Source organism: Negativicoccus succinicivorans, assembly GCF_014207605.1.
Taxonomy (GTDB): Bacteria; Bacillota; Negativicutes; order Veillonellales; family Negativicoccaceae; genus Negativicoccus; species Negativicoccus succinicivorans.
Genome location: NZ_JACHHI010000001.1, coordinates 177644 through 194943, shown reverse-complemented (window position 1 = coordinate 194943; position 17300 = coordinate 177644). Strand labels below are relative to the sequence as shown.

Here is a 17300-nt window from a genome sequence, read left to right as displayed (position 1 = left end):
CAAGGATTTTCCGCGTAAAATCTATGTTATAATATAGTATAAATGAGAAATAATCATGAATGAGGTGACAATTATGACCACTGTTTTAGTTTGCGGTGCCGGAGGACGCATGGGCCGCGAAGTGGTAAATGCGGTTTGGCAAGATTCAGAATTGCAATTGGTCGGTGCCGTAGACGTGTCCAATGCGGGTATGCCGGTAGCGGAAATTGTCAATAATGACGATTGCCAAGTAGTAATTATGGATGATTTACAAGCTGCATTGGAGGCAACAAGCCCCGATGTAGTTGTCGATTTTACAAGTCCGAAGGTTGTTTTTGAAAATGCCAAAACGACGTTACAGCATGGAACCAATATTGTCATCGGGACGACCGGTCTCACTGCTGACGAACGCGATGCATTAGCCAAAATTGCCAGTGAAAAGAGAGTAGGTGTTTTAGTGGCACCTAATTTTTCTCTCGGCGCAGTACTATTGATGCAAGCCAGTGAATTGATGGCAAAATACTTTCCGAATGCGGAAATCATTGAGTTGCATCATAATCAAAAATACGACGCGCCTTCCGGAACCGCGCGCCTTACTGCAGAAAAAATTGCCAAGGCAAGAACACAGGCACCGGCTCTCGACAAAACGCAGGAAAGTTTAGTAGGTGCGCGTGGTGGTGTCGTTGAGGATGTACATATCCATAGCGTTCGTTTGCCCGGTTACGTTGCCCATCAGGAAGTTCTTTTCGGTGGTACCGGCGAAATCGTCACCTTGCGTCACGATTCGTTGGATCGTAAATCATTTATGCCGGGAGTTTTGCTTGCTTGTAAAAAGATCAGTCAATTCCCGGGGCTGACATATGGTTTGGAACATTATCTGGGATAGGGAGGTCCTCCATGATCAGTAACGCACGTGTTGCTATTTTAGGTGCTACCGGCGCAGTAGGACAGGAATTTATTCAGCTTATTGAAGAACGTAATTTTCCATATAGCGAATTAAAATTATTGGCATCGAAACGTTCGGCCGGCAAGGAGCTTACCGTAAAAGGTAAAAAAATTATCGTAGAAGAAGCTACTCCCGATTCATTTAATGATATCGATATCGCTCTTTTTGCCGGTGGCAGTGTCAGCAAAACTCTTGCTCCGGAGGCGGCAAAACGCGGCGCCATTGTTATTGATAATTCGAGTACATTTCGGATGGATCCCAATGTACCTTTGGTCATTCCTGAAATTAACCCGGAGGACGTCAAAGCGCAACAAGGCATTATTGCCAATCCGAATTGTTCAACCATTATTATGTTGATGGCGTTGAAGCCGATTCATGATTTATCGCCGATTAAGGAAATTGTCGTCAGTACTTATCAAGCGGTATCCGGTGCCGGCAAAGAAGGCATGGAAGAATTGACAAAACAGGTGGAAGCTATCGTTAACGGCGAAACGCCCCAAGCAAATTATTTACCGGTTGCCAGCCTTGATACCCATTACCAGATCGCTTATAATTTGATTCCACAAATTGATGTCTTTCTGGATAACGACTATACCAAGGAAGAAATGAAAATGGTCAATGAAACGCATAAGGTTCTGCACGATGACACCATTGCGGTGGCACCGACCACGGTACGGGTACCGGTTATGCGTAGTCATGCCATGTCGGTTCGTGTAAAAACGGAAAAACCGTTGGAAGTTGCCGCCGTGCGAGAGGCCTTGAGCGCGATGCCGGGCGTCGTCGTCTGTGATGACCCGCAGCAGATGCAATATCCGATGCCGTTGGATACTTCTTTTAAAAACGATGTCAGCGTCGGGCGCCTGCGCAAAGACTTGTACGATCCCAATGCACTAAATCTGTGGATTTCCGGCGACCAGATTCGTAAAGGAGCTGCTTTAAATACACTGCAGATTGCGGAATACATTTTGGAAAACGATTTATTATGAATAAAGGAGCGGTGTCATGAAGTCATTTGGATCCGTTTTAACGGCAATGATTACGCCATTTACAGAAACCGGAGCAGTCGATTATCAAGCAAGCGCTCAGCTCGCCCGCCATTTAGTTACCCATGGTTCGGACGGACTTGTCATTTGCGGCAGTACCGGTGAAGGTGCTGTAATGACTGCGGAAGAAAAATTGAAGCTTTTCGCAACGATTCGTGAAGCGGTCGGTCCGGAAATATTTTTAGTTGCCAATACCGGCTCAAATAATACGCAACAATCTGTAGCATTTACCAAAGAAGCCGAAAAAACAGGGGTAAATGCCTGTATGGCTGTCGTACCGTATTATAATAAGCCGACGCAGGAAGGTTGCTACCAACATTTTGCGGCGATTGCACAAAGCACCTCTTTACCGATCATTTTATACAATGTACCGGGGCGCACCGCCTCGCAAGTGACACCGGAAACGATTGCCCGTCTGGCCAACGAATTTTCGAATATTGTTGCGGTCAAAGAAGCGAGCGGAAATCTGAATCAAGTTTCCGAAATTGCACGGCTTTGTCCGGAAGGATTTCTGATTTACAGCGGTGATGATTCTTTAACTTTACCGATTTTAGCTGTGGGTGGTTGTGGCGTAATTAGTGTCGCCGGTCACCTCGTCGGTGAACAGTTAAACCAAATGGTCACATCATTCTTGGCCGGCGATGTGCAAAAGGCACAACAAATTCATTATCAATTGCTACCGATCATGAAGAAGCTTTTCTTCATATCCAATCCGATTCCGGTGAAAGAAGCGGTGGGTATGATCGGTTTGCCGGCCGGTGAATTCCGTTTGCCGTTGGTACATGCGAATGAAAAAGAAAAAGAGTTTATTCGTGAATTTTTGAACGCCTACGATCTTTGCTAATAAAAAAAGAGCCTAAGGCTCTTTTTTTATTTCAATTATATTTTCGATATACCCCGATCACGCGGCCGACGATTTTCACATCTTGACTGATGATGGGTTCATATGCATCATTTTCAGGCTGCAGACGTATATGATCCGACTCTTTATAAAACCGTTTTACCGTCGCTTCCTCGTTACCGACCATAGCGACCACAATATCACCATTTTCCGCATTCGGCTGCTCTTTAACAAAAAGCACATCACCTTCCAAAATACCTGCATCCATCATACTGTCGCCCTTGACTTCCAACATAAATGCCGAATCGCTGCCAATGAATTGAAGAGGGAAGGGGTAGACATCTTCTACATTTTGCTCCGCAGTAGCAGGTAGACCGGCATGAACATTGCCTATCAAGGGAATTGGTGTCAATTCTTTTTGGCGCCATTCATCTTCCTCAATCAACACAATGGAGCGATTTTGCGAAGGCTCACGGCGAATATAACCGGCTTTTTCCAAACCATCGAGATATCCCTGTACGGTAGAAGGAGACTTCACACCAATCGCTCGTGCAATGTCACGAACGGAAGGGACATAACCGTTACGATACGTAAAATCACGAATATATTCCAGCACATCCTTTTGACGTGTCGTTAACTGCGGACGTTGGTTGTTTGTCATAAAATCACATCCTTTCTTGCATTATAACAAAATTTTCTCAGATAGGAAACAAATGTTCGAATTATACTTGACAGAACATTTGTTCGGCAGTATGATAAGCATAACAAAAGAACAAATGTTCGCTTTGGGGATGGTGAGTATTATGACAAAAACAATGAGCAACATTTTTATGGAATTAGGCATTTTAATCATTTTTGTCATCGCAGGTCTGATGTACTTTATGAGCAGTAAGCCTGTTTCACAAGTATATTATCAACCGATTCGCATTCAGAGCGGTGATACATTATGGAAGATTGCTTCCCAATACGCACCGGAGCATAAAGATATTCGTGAGGTAGTGTATGAAATTCAAAGCTATAATCATTTAGTCGATGCCGGTGCATTGCGTCCGGGGGTGGTTATTCATATTCCGGTAGAAGCTTCCTCTATTAATGACGAAATAAACATTGCCGCAAAATAAAAAACAGTGCTTAGCACTGTTTTTTTTATTTACTGCTGAACATATCTCGCAACGGGTTATGCTCAAATCGATCCGCTTCATTAATATAATGTCGTACCATTTCAACGGAATGATGTCGCGTTTGTTGCATAATACGCCGCTCCTCAATGCCGGCCAATGCGGCCGATGTAGCGAAGCCGTGGCGTAAGCTGTGCGCCCCGTAATCAGCCGGATCCAAACCGATTTTTTCCGCCCAGCGTTTGACGATGCGATTGACCATCTGGTCAGAAAGCGCATTTTTACGTAATTTCCCCGTTTTAGTCGGCGAGCGAAAAACCGGCCCGGAGGTAATTTTAGTTCGAGATAGCCAGCTTTTTAAGGTCGTGACCGGACATAATTCTTTTTGCGTTAAATTCGGCAAGGCAACAATATTACCTTCACCTTCCTGGTCAGCCTTGGAGCGGGGAATAAAGATTTCAATACCTTGCCGTACAAAATGAATATCTTCATACCGTATAGAACTTAATTCGCTTCTGCGAAATGCTCCCATAAAACCGATTACAAGAACCGTTTTATCTAAATGCTGGGTAAGATCTTTAATATCCATCATTTGCACGATAGCTTCCAAATCTTCTTTTAAAAGCGGTGATTTACCTTGCTGATAGGTACCGATTTTACGGCGAATACCTTTCATCGCGGCCTTTACTAACGGAGATAGGCAGGGATTATCTTTAATCAAACCGCCTGCCGTAAAATTTTCCGATAGAGCGCTTACACGGCGGGCGATGGTATTCGCTTTCGCATAAGCGGATAAATCATGTATATAATTGACAATCGTCTCAGGAGTCGCAGGGAAATAGTGAATGCCACGATAACTGCACCAATCACAGAAGTCCGACCAATCTGATTCATAGGCATCAATTGTCGAGTGCGACTTTTCCAACGTAAATAATTCCTTACTTCCGGAAGAAAGCAAAGAATTGTTCTGAATGCGTTGATTATCCCGTAAATAGAAGTGTTTAGCCATAATACACCACCTAAAAAGGCCTATAATAAATAACGATAATGTTAAATTATCGTTATTTATTATAGGCTATCACATTTTGTTGCTTATGACAAGTTGCTAAAGTACTCCTGCGCTTTTGTAATTTCACTGCGCAAACGCTCTTCATCAATGGTAAGCAGTTGGCGATGTTGCATAACAAGCTTGCCGTTGATCATAACGGTATCCACATCCGACGATTGTGCCGCATAGGCAAGCAATGACGTAACATTATACTGCGGTTGCCAATGGAAACCGCTGCGGTCGATTAAGATGATATCGGCCAAATGGCCTTCTTTCAATTCGCCGAGATCGCTATACCCAAGTGCATGGGCGCCCCCTGATGTAGCCAATTCCACCGCGGCTTGTGCCGGAATAGCAGTAGGATCGTAGGATACACCTTTATGAATTAATGCGGCTGTCTGCATTTCTTCCCACATATCAAGCTTATTATTGCTCGATGCACCGTCGGTAGCCAAACCGACGGTTATATTCGCAGCAAGCATCTGAGGAACCGGTGCCACGCCTGAAGCCAGTTTTAAATTACTGCGCGGATTATGTGCAACCCTTACATTATGCTCCGCTATAATAGCAATATCGTCAGCATCTACGTGTACGCAATGTGCGGCTAAGGTCGGTTGAGTAAACAGACCGAGTTGTTCCATATAAGCAATCGGACTGAGCCCATGTTTTTCTCGGCAGGTTTCGACCTCCCCTTGCGTTTCGGATAAGTGAATATGGATTTCGATATTGTCTTTACCGGCGGCATCAATGACTTTTTCCAAATATTTTGCCGGACAGGTATATGGCGCATGCGGTCCAAGCATTACACGAATTAAGCCGTTTTCTGCTTGATGCCATTCATGGAAAAGCGCCACATTTTCCTGCAGCGCTTCCTCTCCATTGGGAGAAGTTCCCGCCAAGCCACGTGCAATATTACCGCGCATGCCGACATCAACAGCCGCTTTAGCCACCTGAGGCATGTGCATATACATATCACAAAACGCGGTGGTGCCGCCCCGAATCATTTCCGCAAAAGCCAACTGTGAACCCCAGTAAACAACTTCATCGTTCAATTTTGCTTCCGCCGGCCAAATGTGGTTTTCGAGCCAATCCATTAAGGCAACATCATCGGCATAGCTGCGAAATAATGTCATTGCGACATGGGTATGACTGTTAATTAAGCCCGGCATGGCCAGCATTCTCTTGCCATTTATTTTATTGTCAACATCCTCACATTCAAGATTTTTCCCGATTTTTTGAATTCGTTGGTCGCTTACCAAAATATCAACGTCGATTTTTATTTCCTGCGGTGTCCAAAGGTCCACATGCTGAATTAATGTGCTCATTCGGCACTTCCTTCCTCATATAAGTAAGCATATTGTTCAGATGTCAATGTATCAATGGCATAATGCATCGCCGCTAATTTAATCCGTGCGACCTTTTCATCGATAGCTTTTGGCATGACATATACTTTCGGCGAAAGCCATTCCGCATTTGTCTGTACATAATCTAACGCCAACGCTTGCAACGCAAAGGACAAGTCCATGATTTCAGCGGGATGTCCATCCCCTGCCGCCAAATTGACCAGTCTCCCCTCGGCCAAAACGAAGAGAGTATTTCCATTGGCCAATGTATAGCCTTTAATATTTTGTCGGGCCTCGAATTCTTTGTCGGCAATTTCACTGAGTTCACGCACATTTACTTCCACGTCAAAGTGGCCTGCATTACATAGAATGGCTCCATCTTTCATTAACGGATAATGGGCTTTAGTGATGACATCCTTACACCCCGTTACCGTGACAAAAATATCACCGAGACGAGCCGCTTTTTCCATCGGTAACACCGTAAAACCGTCAAATACCGCTTCGATCGCTTTGATCGGATCGATTTCCGTGATATAAACATGTGCTCCTAATCCTTTGGCGCGCATGGCAACGCCTTTACCGCACCAGCCATACCCCGCAACTACCACATTGCGTCCGGCAATCGTCAAATTAGTCGTCCGAACAATACCGTCCCAAGCGGATTGCCCGGTACCGTAGCGATTATCAAAAAGATATTTACACAGTGAATCATTGACAGCAACCATCGGGAATTGCAGTTTCTTTTCCTTATCCCATACGCGCAAACGCTGTACACCGGTAGTCGTTTCTTCGGAACCGCCCAAGAGGCGCTCCTGCGCATCTTTACGACTATCCAGAACAAGCGCCGTCACATCACCGCCGTCATCTAAAATCAGATGCGGCTTGTGGTCCAGAGCGTGGTTTAAGTATTGTGTATATTCTTCATCGGTACAACCGTGCGTAGCATATACGGTAAGACCTCGTTTAACCAAAGCGGCGGCAATCGGATCCTGCGTAGAAAGCGGATTGCTGCCGGTGACAATGACCTTGGCTCCGGCTTCCTGTAAAACCGTCGCCAAAAATGCCGTTTTTGCCTCCAAGTGAATCGACATAACTATGGTTTTACCTGCAAATGCTTGCCGCTTTGTTAAATCTCGCCGAATTTCCTGCAGCACCGGCATATATCTTTGTACCCAATCAATTCTTTTTTCGCCTTCCGCGGCCAGAGATAAATCTCGGATGATAGAATTCATTGTTTCACCTTCTCTTTTAATTTGGTGATTGCCTGCTTATATGGTGCGGTTAACACACCTTTTTCTGTAATTATTCCCGTAACCAATTCAGCGGGAGTTACATCAAATGCGGGATTCCAAACGGCAACATTTTGCGGCGCACTGCAAACCCCTTGAAATTGGCGCACCTCTTCGGCAGCACGCTCTTCAATGGGAATCTGTGAACCGTCCTTAAGCGTAAAGTCAAATGTCGAGCTCGGCGCTGCTACGTAAAATGGAATATTGTGATAATACGCCAACACAGCCAAACCGTAAGTTCCGATCTTGTTAGCAACATCACCATGCATGGTAATACGATCCGCACCGACGATTATGGCATCTATTTTTTTGTTTAAAATAGCGCTTGCGGCCATATTGTCACAAATTAACGTGCAGGGAATGTTATCTTTCGTTAATTCATACGCCGTCAGACGAGCTCCCTGAAGCAGCGGGCGTGTTTCATCCATATAGACCGTGATTAATTTTTTTTGGAGATGCAATTCACGGATAACTCCCAACGCAGTTCCGATACCTCCTGTAGCAAGTGCTCCCGCATTGCAGTGAGTAAGAATCGTTACCGGTCGATCAAAAAGTGCAGCGCCGTGCTTAGCCATCTCTTTATTTTGTGCAAGGTCATCGCTATCCACTTTTTGCGCTTGCAAAAGTAATGCTTGGTAAGCTGCGTCATATGACGCATTTTGTGCAAGCAGTGTAGCGTACATCTCACGCTGCAAGTCCACAGCCCAGGCTAAATTGACAGCCGTCGGTCGCGCTTCCCGTAAAGCTTCGGTGGCAGCATTAAAGGTAGATTGTTGTGGGATGCTGTTTCCTGACGTTGCGCTTTCGGCAAATGCCAAGACGCAAGCATACGCCGCGGCGACACCTATGGCCGGCGCTCCACGTACAGCCAAGGTAGCTATCGCATGAGTGACATCGGCTGCCTTTCTGCAGGTGATATACACTTCTTCAGTGGGTAAACGTCGCTGATCAAGTAAGATGAGTGCGCCATTTTCCCAATATAAGTGTCTCATAACTTAATTCCCTGCTCTACTTTAAAGCCACCGTATTCTGCCATGGCATGCAATGCCGGACTATCAAATGCAGGGTCAAATGTCGTCATGACGGATTGTAGGAGTTTTTTCAGCTGCTCGCTATTTTTTTCCATAGCCTCTACCACTTCACTATGTGTGAGATTCTGTGGAGAAATACCGGCGGCAAAGTTGGTAACGAGCGATACGGTAGTATATGCGATTTCTGCTTCCCGAGCTAATGGGCATTCGGGGGCATTGGTCATACCTACGACATCACCTCCGAGCTGCGCATACATTTTAATTTCGCCGGCGGTTTCAAAACGCGGACCTTCTGTACATACATAGGTCCCTTTTTTATGTAACGGCAACTTTTCTTTCTTGGCGGCTTCTGCAATCATCTTACGTAATGTACCGCAGTAAGGTTCCGTCAAATCCACATGCGCTACCGGCAAAGGAGAGCCGTCATAAAAGGTGTGTTCACGCGATTTGGTAAAATCGAGCAATTGATCGACCAGTACCATTTCACCCGGCTTCATGTCCGGATTGAGTGAACCGACGGCGGTAGTCGCTACAATGGCAACAACATCAAGCATTTTCAAAGCATAAATATTGGCACGATAATTGATTTTATGAGGCGGAATCGTGTGATTGGCACCATGACGAGTCATGAAAATAATTTCTTTATCCATAAAAGTACCGAATGTATAAACGGCATCCCCATAAGGTGTCTTGATGGACGTTGTTTTCGTATTATTGAGAAACGCGGGGTCATATACTCCCGTCCCTCCAATAATAGCCAGTTTACGCATTAGGCCCCTCCTTTTCAGCAAAGGCAGCTGCTAATTCATCTTTGGTAAAAACATATTTTCGTTCGCAGTAGTGACAGACCAATTCCGTTTTATCTTCCTGCAGCAAAGCTTCCTGATCTTCTTTCGGAATTGTCTTTAACGCTGTAAGAAATTTTTCGGACGAACAGGTACATTCCCAAAGCACTGGTTTTTCTGCCAGTAAATCTACATGTAAACCATGGGAGAGAATTTCAATAATTTCTTCTTCCGTATGCGTACGCATCGCATTGGTAATTGGTCCCAGCTTTACCAAATTGGCTTCTATTTGCTGCAATGCTTCCTCATCACGATCCGGCATTGCCTCTACCAAAATGCCTCCGGCGGCTAATACCTGTACATCGCCACTTACCATCACGCCGAGACTTACCGCCGAAGGGATCTGCTCCGAAAGTGTTAGATAATAAGCCAGGTCTTCCGCGATTTCACCCGAGTGAATTTCAATAGCGCTTTGATAAGGCTGCCGCAAGAGAGAGTATCTTGTGACATACAGCATGCCCTGACCGACAGCTTGCCCGACATCTAATTTTCCGTGCTCGTTAAGCGGCAAATCGACCTGTCCGTTCTCCACGTAGCCGCGAACACGGTTAGTCTCATAGGCATCGACAAATACTTTGCCCAGCGGTCCGTCGCCGTCGAAACGAATACTTACGCCTTCCTGGTTTTTAAAATCAGTTGCGAGTAGCAATGCACCCGTCATCGCGCGTCCTAATGCAGCCGTAGCTACAGGAGAAAGATCATGCAATGCTCGTGCGCGCGCGACAGCAGAGGTCGTATACGCCACCGAGATTTTTAAACCTTCATGGGCCAGATAATGTTTAATACTATCTTTCCACATGTCATATCTCCTTCAATAAATTGCACATTTCCACGGCCGACATAGCGGCATCAAAGCCTTTGTTGCCGCTTTTAGTTCCAGCCCGTTCAATCGCCTGCTCCAAAGTATCAGCAGTTACCAAACCGAAAAGAATCGGTTTTCCCGAAGCAAGCGAAGTGGCGGCGATACCTTTGGCCGCTTCATTGCATACCAGATCGTAATGCGACGTAGCTCCTCGTAACACAGCCCCTAAGCAAATAACCGCATCTACGTCCTCTTTAGCAACAAATTTTTTAGCTACGAGCGGTAATTCAAACGCCCCCGGGCAGTACGCAATTGTAATGTTTTCCTCTTTCATGCCGTGCCGTTTCAGTGCATCCAATGCCCCGCTTAAGAGTCGATTTGTAATAAAATCATTAAAACGACCGACAACAATCGCCATTTTTAAATCGTCAGCAATCAAGTTTCCGTTGTATGTTTTCATATGTCACCTCGTTAAAAAATGTGCCCCATTTTATCTTCTTTGGTTTTTAAATATTCGCGATCAAAATCATTGGGCGGAATAACAATCGATTCTCGTGCAGTAACGGTAACCCCATTTTTTTCTAAATTATCGATTTTGGCGGGATTATTGGTCAACAACCGAATGCTTTTCACGCCGAGATCTTTTAAAATGCGTGCACTGAGCGAATATTCACGCAAGTCGGCAGGAAAGCCAAGCTGTTCATTAGCTTCCACCGTGTCGAAGCCTTCTTCCTGCAATTTATACGCACGAATTTTATTGACTAGACCGATGCCCCTTCCCTCTTGACGCATGTAGATAACGACACCAGCGCCTGCGGCCTCAATTTGACGCAATGCCGCATGCAGTTGTTCGCCGCAATCACAGCGGCACGAACCGAATACGTCTCCGGTCAAACACTCCGAATGAATTCTGGTTAACACATCCTCCTTGCCGTTAATATCGCCTTTCACGATGGCCAGGTGGTTAAACGAATCCAATGTGTTTTCATAGACATAAATGGTAAACTCACCGTATGCCGTCGGTAATTTTGCAGTAGCTACCCGACGTACCATTTCCTCGGATTGCTTGCGGTATTCATATATTTGCGCCACGCTGATCATGGTAAGCCCGTGTATTTTAGCAAATTGCTGCAATTCCGGACGACGCATCATCGTTCCATCGTCTGCCGTGATTTCACAAATCACAGCGGCAGGATATAAATCAGCCAACTCCATCAAGTCAATGGAGGCTTCCGTATGGCCAGAACGTACAAACACACCGCCTTCCCGAACACGAAGCGGAAACACGTGTCCCGGACGGCGAAAATCGTTGCCTTTGGCCGCAGGATTTAAAAGTTCTTTAATAGTGAGCGCGCGATCATGCGGCGAAACGCCGGTACCGGTATGAATATGATCAACGGAAACTGTAAAAGCCGTTTGATGGTTGTCCGTATTTTCCTCAACCATTTGAGGAATCTCCAAACGCTCCAGATCTTTACTCTTCATCGGTACGCAAATAATGCCTCGAGCGGCCTTCGTCATAAAATTAATAGCCTCGGTAGTAGCAAATTGAGCAGCCATTACCAGATCGCCTTCATTTTCCCGCTTCTCGTCATCTACCACTATAATCATTTTACCGCTTTTTAAATCATTTAAGGCCTGTTGAATCGAATCCATTTACCTTACTCTCCTCAATCCAGAAAACCGTTTTGTATTAAAATCTTTTGCAGGTTTTCATCGGTATTTTTTTGACTTCTCAACAGATGATCAATGTATTTCCCCAGTACATCTGTCTCAATATTTACGATACTGCCATTTTGATATTCTCGGGTATTCGTTTGTTGCCAGGTATGCGGAATAATAGAGATCTCAAAGTAATTTTTCCCGGTTTCCGTTATGGTCAAACTCATACCGTCAAGCGCAATCGACCCTTTGGGAATAATATGCCGTAATAGTGCAGGTTCCACTTGAACCCGTATGCGGTGCGCTATTTCATCCCTTCGAATTTGGCTGACTTTGCCGATACCGTCAATATGCCCGGAAACAAAGTGACCGTGTAAACGTCCGTTTACCGATAATGCCCGTTCTAAATTAACATGCATCCCCAATTGCCACTTGGCCATCGCGCTATGTTGTACTGTTTCCGGCATGGCAGTCGCACTAAATGCCTGTGCTTGCACATCGACTGTCGTCAGACAAATGCCGTTAACAGCGACGCTGTCCCCTGCTTTAAGCGGCTCATCCCACGGCAGATGCGCAATGGTCAGCAAGTAGCTGGTACCGTTTCGTTCCAGCCGCCGTATCGTGCCAACTTGTTCAATCAAACCTGTAAACATCCGAACTCCTTTACTTCATAATGCAGGCGAATATCATCAGCGAACATTTGGGTATCTATTAAGGTATATCGCGGCGCATTTTGCAACGCCTCAATTCCAGCTCCGGCACTAATCCCTTTAGCCATCGCTCCACCGAACATAAGTGGCGCTATATACAGATAAATTTCATCCAAAAGTGCGGCTCGTAAAAACGCATCGATAAGTGTGGCGCCGCCTTCTAATAAAACGGTTTGAATCTCGTACTTTTCCAGGAGTAATTTGACACCTGCTCGGATATCCGGTTCGCCTTCGGCATTACAGGATAATAATTCCACATTGACTCCCTGCTGACGCAGTGCCTCAAGTCGATTTGGGGCAGCCTCCTGTGTGCAAAATAAAATTGTTCGTTCAGGCAACTGTGTAACTATCGTGGCGGTAAGCGGTAATCGTGCCGTTTTGTCCCAAATCACACGCCACGGTTGTTTAGGGCGAGAAAAATCTCGCACCGTAAGCTGCGGATCATCGGCAAGTACGGTATTAATACCTACCGTGATGGCATCGCTAAGAGAACGCAAACGCTGCACATCATGACGCGCTTCTTTGCCGGTAATCCATTGGGATTCTCCAGTGACTGTAGCCGTTTTGCCATCCAGCGTCGTCGCCATTTTCGCCACCACCTGCGGTCGCTTTTGCTCAATGCTACGAAAAAAGCCGCGGTTAATTTTGCGTGCTTTTTCTTCACAAACGCCGCACACTACTTCTATACCGGCCTCTTCTAATATCTTGATGCCCTTCCCGTTGACTTTTGTAAACGGATCACAACATGCACAGACCACGCGTTTGATACCTGCCGTTATGATCGCTTGAGTACATGGAGGTGTTTTTCCGTAATGTGAACACGGTTCAAGTGTTACATATAAAGTAGCATCTCGCGCTGCTTCGCCTGCGTCTTGCAATGCCCAGATTTCTGCGTGCGGACCGCCTGCTTTTTGATGCCATCCTTCCCCGACAATCGTATGGTTTTTAACAACCACCGCCCCGACAAACGGATTAGGCCGTACGGCTATTGTCCCGATTTGTGCGAGTTGCAGCGCTCGCTCCATGTACAAAATATCTTCTGTCGATATATCAGCTTGCATAATATGCCTCCATAAAGAAAAAAGGACAACGTAAAAGTGTCCTTTTTTGTCCTTTCCCAGCCAGACTATACTGTCGGTTTCGAAATTTCATCGAATCAGCTTGCGCTTGCGGACTTTACCGCCGGTCAGGAATTGAGTCAATTGACCCTCACCTTGCCTCAAAGACACGACATATTAAGTTATTGCGAATTACGTAATGTACGAATCATCTCGGCACGATCTGCACTGTTAAATACAGCGGAGCCAGCGACTAAAATATTTGCCCCCGCTGCGATCAACGAAGCCGCATTTTGCGGTCCTACACCGCCGTCGATTTCAATCGACGCGGAGCTCTTCGTGCGTTCAATTAGTTCGGCTAAACGTTTTACTTTGGCAGTCACATAAGGAATGAATTTTTGGCCTCCAAATCCCGGATTGACGCTCATCAACAACACAAAATCAAGCGCCGGCAAAATATCTTGCAATACCTCTACAGGAGTAGACGGATTTAATACCATACCGGCTTGCATGTCGTACTTTTTGATCAGCTGCACTACGCGATCCGCATGTGGTTCTGTTTCATAATGAAAAGATACCATATCACAGCCGGCCTCATGTAGTGGTTCAATATAATCACTCGGTTGTTCGACCATTAAATGGGCATCAAACACTAAATCGCTGTGGGGCCGTAGCGCTTTGATCACCGGTGGACCAAATGTCAGATTCGGAACAAAATGGCCGTCCATAATATCCAAATGGACAATATCGGCGCCCGCTTGCGTTAGCATTTTCAACTCTTCCTGCAAGCGAGAAAAATCTGCAGAAAGTAAGGATGGTGCAATTTTTATCATCGATATCTGCCTCTCTCTTTTTCCAGCCACTCTTCTGCCAACGCTTGGTAGGAGTCATAGCGACTTTGTAAAATAGCACCGCTTTCTACCGCCCCTTTGACAGCACAGTGCGGCTCTTTTAAATGGCGGCAATCACCAAATCGGCATTGACCTAAGTAGGGCACAAAATCACGAAAACGTGCAGCAATATCAGTCACTTCACGCGGTAAGTAGGAAAGCGACGCAAACCCCGGCGTATCCATAATGAATGTATCCGGCGCCAGTCGCAGCAACTTGGCATGACGAGTAGTATTACGTCCGCGACCAATTTTTGAACTGACACTTTGCGTGCGCAGGGTGTCTGTTTGCGCCAAATGATTGATTAAAGTAGACTTTCCCACACCCGACGGACCGCAGCAGACGCTGATGTGTCCCTGTAGGATCGCTAGTAACGGTTCGCGTACCGGCTGATCATAACCGGATTGCAAAGTAATGTAGGGAACATTAGCATAGTCCGCTGTCAGACGTTTCGCTTTTACGTGATCTAAATCCACTTTTGTCCAACATATTAACGGATCCAAACCTTGCTTTTCCGCCATCATTAAAATGCGGTCGAGTAAAAACAAATTCGGTTCAGGCTGTGCTACTGCCATCACGGCAATCAAATGTGTGACATTGGCAACATGCGGACGCTGTAACGTCGTCTTGCGCGGATGTACGGAAATAATCATACCGGTTGTTTCCGTAAGCACATCAATGCTTACATAATCACCTACCAAAATGCCGGAAGATTCCAGTTTTAGTCGCCCCCGGCTTTTGCAGGTGTATTCATGTCCGTGAGAATCAGAAACTGTAAAATAACCGTTCTGATTGCGTGTCACAATTCCTTTTTGTTCCATTAGAGCTCTTGATCTTGCACGATAGCGTTATCAATCAACACTTGAACCCGTACCTGTCCGCTGCCTGTAACTCGCTGATTAATAGTAGCTCCTGCTTTTTCATTGGCGGAAAATACGGTATGCGTACCCGTGTCATCCGTGACAATAATTTCAACATGATGCGACTTTCCGTCGTTAGGTACACGAATACCGACATTCGCCTTTTTATCTTCCGATTTATCAAATGATAAATCTACGCTTGAGCCGCGTACAATGGCCTGGCCCGCCGATGGATTCTGCGCAGTCACCAAATCGCCATCCGCAGGAGTGACAGTTTTCCCGCCGCGCGTTAAAGAACCGACGGTCAAATCTGCCTGGGCTAAGATTTGCTTTGCTTCCTGCCATGTTTTGCCAACAACCCCCGGTGTTGTTGCACGGCTGACCATATCTTTTTTATTGACAACTACATTTACACTGGTGTCCGCTTCCACTTTATTCGGGGCCAGCGGTGACTGTCCGATGATAGTATCTAAGGGTCGACTGCTATCTTCCCTCTCTTCAATTTTGCCAAGTCGCAAGTGAATGCTGTTCAGCTTGGCAGTAGCCTGCTCAATCGTTAAGCCTGTTAAGTCGGGAATTAAAATATTGCTCCCGCCTTTGCTGACTGTCAGATGAATAATACGATGCGTTTTTACTTCCATTCCTGCGCTCGGCGTTTGCGAAATGACTTGACCGATGGGGACATCTTCACTCGCAATTTCGCTGATACGAACATTTAGTTTTTTGCTAGTCAACGTTTTTTGTGCCACTTCTACCTGTTGCCCTACCACATTCGGCAATGTTATTGAGTCCGGGCTCCAAAAATCGCCAAACATCCAAAAAGCAATGCCCGATGCCAATAAGAATAGTCCGGCAATGCCCAAAACAATCCATCGAACCGGCCAAGATAAAATCGGCGTCAACATACTTTCTTTCGGTTCCAGATCCTTCTTAGGAATCGGCCGGGTACGCGGAAATTGACCGGTAGAAAAATCATGTCGACCGGTTGCTGTGTTTTTGGGTGTTACTAAACCCTGCGCTAAACGTAATTCTGCAATCATTTCCGAAATATCGCTGAACCGTTTATGCGGATCTTTTTGTAGCGCTTTCATGACGCAGTCTTCCAACATTGGTGAAATGGTTGGATTGTATTTTACCGGTTTCGGAATATCTTCCTGCATATGCTTTAAAGCAATACTGACAGCGGTTTCCCCCTCAAAAGGAAGATGTCCTGTGAGCATTTCATACAGCACGATGCCCAAAGAATACATATCCGTTTGTGGTGTCAACGGATCCCCACTGGCCTGTTCCGGCGAAAAATAATGTACGGAACCGAGCACGGATTGCTTATTGGCAATCGTAACTGTATTGATCGCACGGGCAATACCGAAATCTGCCACCTTAATCCGGCCGGTTTTGGTAACCAAAATATTATGCGGTTTAATATCGCAGTGAATGATGCCGTTAGCATGTGCATGTTCCAATGCTTCTGCAATTTCTATCGCAATCCGGACAGCCGCTTCATTGGAAAGTCTCCCCTGACGCGCAATATAGTCTTTTAACGTTTCACCGCCGACGTATTCCATGACGATATAATATACTTCATTGTCTTTGCCGACATCGTAAATATTGACGATATTGGGGTGCGACAATTTTGCAGCCGCTTGCGCTTCTCTTCGGAATCGTACGACAAAATCGTTATCAGTGGAAAAGTTGCTGTGCAGTATTTTTACGGCAACGACACGATCCAGTAGCACGTCTTGGGCACGGTAGACATCAGCCATACCACCGCTGCCAATTTTTTCAGTCAGCTGGTAACGATTGTCTAAAAGCCGTCCAATCATATTATTTTACAC

18 protein-coding genes and 1 riboswitch are annotated in these 17300 nt (G+C 45.8%); of the genes, 4 read left to right on the top strand and 14 right to left on the bottom strand.

The features are described from left to right. The first annotated feature begins 73 nt into the window (after positions 1-73). Genes dapB through dapA form a run of 3 tightly spaced genes read left to right on the top strand, consistent with a single transcriptional unit; the run spans position 74 to position 2812 of the window. A complete protein-coding gene (gene dapB, locus HNR45_RS01035) occupies positions 74-865 on the top strand; it encodes a 4-hydroxy-tetrahydrodipicolinate reductase (RefSeq protein WP_024049221.1) in 792 nt (263 codons plus the stop codon). A 14-nt stretch (positions 866-879) separates the two neighbouring features. After that, positions 880-1911, top strand: a complete 1032-nt coding sequence (locus tag HNR45_RS01030; RefSeq protein WP_371712913.1) for an aspartate-semialdehyde dehydrogenase — start codon at positions 880-882, stop codon at positions 1909-1911. A gap of 16 nt (positions 1912-1927) precedes the next feature. Further along, on the top strand, positions 1928-2812 hold the full coding sequence (gene dapA, locus HNR45_RS01025) for a 4-hydroxy-tetrahydrodipicolinate synthase (protein ID WP_159821920.1): 885 nt from the start codon (positions 1928-1930) through the stop codon (positions 2810-2812). A gap of 31 nt (positions 2813-2843) precedes the next feature. On the opposite strand, the gene lexA is transcribed toward dapA, so the two are convergent. Continuing rightward, positions 2844-3470 carry a transcriptional repressor LexA gene (gene lexA / locus HNR45_RS01020; protein ID WP_159821922.1) on the bottom strand — a complete coding sequence of 209 codons (627 nt, stop codon included), beginning with the start codon at positions 3468-3470 and terminating at the stop codon, positions 2844-2846. 142 nt (positions 3471-3612) lie between these two features. Here lexA and HNR45_RS01015 point away from each other — a divergent pair, with 142 nt between their 5' ends. Then, entirely contained in the window at positions 3613-3930 is a 318-nt protein-coding gene (locus HNR45_RS01015; protein WP_159821924.1) for a LysM peptidoglycan-binding domain-containing protein, read from the top strand. A 25-nt stretch (positions 3931-3955) separates the two neighbouring features. Here HNR45_RS01015 and HNR45_RS01010 read toward each other — a convergent pair whose 3' ends face one another. The 13 genes from HNR45_RS01010 to pknB form a co-directional block, all read right to left on the bottom strand. Beyond that, a complete protein-coding gene (locus HNR45_RS01010) occupies positions 3956-4936 on the bottom strand; it encodes a site-specific integrase (protein ID WP_159821926.1) in 981 nt (326 codons plus the stop codon). Between the two features lie 83 nt (positions 4937-5019). Beyond that, positions 5020-6300, bottom strand: a complete 1281-nt coding sequence (locus HNR45_RS01005; RefSeq protein ID WP_159821928.1) for an amidohydrolase — start codon at positions 6298-6300, stop codon at positions 5020-5022. After that, the gene (locus HNR45_RS01000) at positions 6297-7550 is read right to left on the bottom strand and encodes an adenosylhomocysteinase (protein ID WP_024049214.1); all 1254 of its coding nucleotides are present in this window, start codon (positions 7548-7550) and stop codon (positions 6297-6299) included. The genes HNR45_RS01005 and HNR45_RS01000 overlap by 4 nt, the downstream gene beginning before the upstream one ends. After that, the gene (gene mtnA / locus HNR45_RS00995) at positions 7547-8599 is read right to left on the bottom strand and encodes an S-methyl-5-thioribose-1-phosphate isomerase (protein ID WP_159821930.1); all 1053 of its coding nucleotides are present in this window, start codon (positions 8597-8599) and stop codon (positions 7547-7549) included. The genes HNR45_RS01000 and mtnA overlap by 4 nt, the downstream gene beginning before the upstream one ends. Then, positions 8596-9408, bottom strand: a complete 813-nt coding sequence (gene mtnP / locus HNR45_RS00990) for an S-methyl-5'-thioadenosine phosphorylase (protein ID WP_159821932.1) — start codon at positions 9406-9408, stop codon at positions 8596-8598. Before mtnP ends, mtnA begins: the two co-directional genes overlap by 4 nt. Then, positions 9401-10282, bottom strand: a complete 882-nt coding sequence (gene hslO / locus HNR45_RS00985) for an Hsp33 family molecular chaperone HslO (protein WP_024049211.1) — start codon at positions 10280-10282, stop codon at positions 9401-9403. Before hslO ends, mtnP begins: the two co-directional genes overlap by 8 nt. A gap of 1 nt (position 10283) precedes the next feature. Then, positions 10284-10745 (bottom strand): 6,7-dimethyl-8-ribityllumazine synthase, encoded by a 462-nt coding sequence (ribH, locus tag HNR45_RS00980; RefSeq protein WP_024049210.1) that lies wholly within the window; start codon positions 10743-10745, stop codon positions 10284-10286. Between the two features lie 11 nt (positions 10746-10756). Beyond that, complete coding sequence (locus HNR45_RS00975) at positions 10757-11941, bottom strand: bifunctional 3,4-dihydroxy-2-butanone-4-phosphate synthase/GTP cyclohydrolase II (RefSeq protein ID WP_024049209.1); 1185 nt, start codon at positions 11939-11941, stop codon at positions 10757-10759. A 14-nt stretch (positions 11942-11955) separates the two neighbouring features. Then, complete coding sequence (locus tag HNR45_RS00970; RefSeq protein ID WP_159821934.1) at positions 11956-12600, bottom strand: riboflavin synthase; 645 nt, start codon at positions 12598-12600, stop codon at positions 11956-11958. After that, a complete protein-coding gene (ribD, locus tag HNR45_RS00965) occupies positions 12585-13718 on the bottom strand; it encodes a bifunctional diaminohydroxyphosphoribosylaminopyrimidine deaminase/5-amino-6-(5-phosphoribosylamino)uracil reductase RibD (protein WP_024049207.1) in 1134 nt (377 codons plus the stop codon). Before ribD ends, HNR45_RS00970 begins: the two co-directional genes overlap by 16 nt. 44 nt (positions 13719-13762) lie before the next feature. Then, positions 13763-13888, bottom strand: a riboswitch (FMN riboswitch). Positions 13889-13897: 9 nt separating this feature from the next. Beyond that, positions 13898-14548 carry a ribulose-phosphate 3-epimerase gene (gene rpe, locus HNR45_RS00960; protein ID WP_159821936.1) on the bottom strand — a complete coding sequence of 217 codons (651 nt, stop codon included), beginning with the start codon at positions 14546-14548 and terminating at the stop codon, positions 13898-13900. Then, on the bottom strand, positions 14545-15426 hold the full coding sequence (gene rsgA, locus HNR45_RS00955; protein ID WP_159821938.1) for a ribosome small subunit-dependent GTPase A: 882 nt from the start codon (positions 15424-15426) through the stop codon (positions 14545-14547). Before rsgA ends, rpe begins: the two co-directional genes overlap by 4 nt. Next, positions 15426-17288: a Stk1 family PASTA domain-containing Ser/Thr kinase gene (pknB, locus tag HNR45_RS00950; protein ID WP_024049204.1), complete on the bottom strand. Its 1863-nt coding sequence runs from the start codon at positions 17286-17288 to the stop codon at positions 15426-15428. The genes rsgA and pknB overlap by 1 nt, the downstream gene beginning before the upstream one ends. Between the last annotated feature and the right edge of the window lie 12 nt (positions 17289-17300).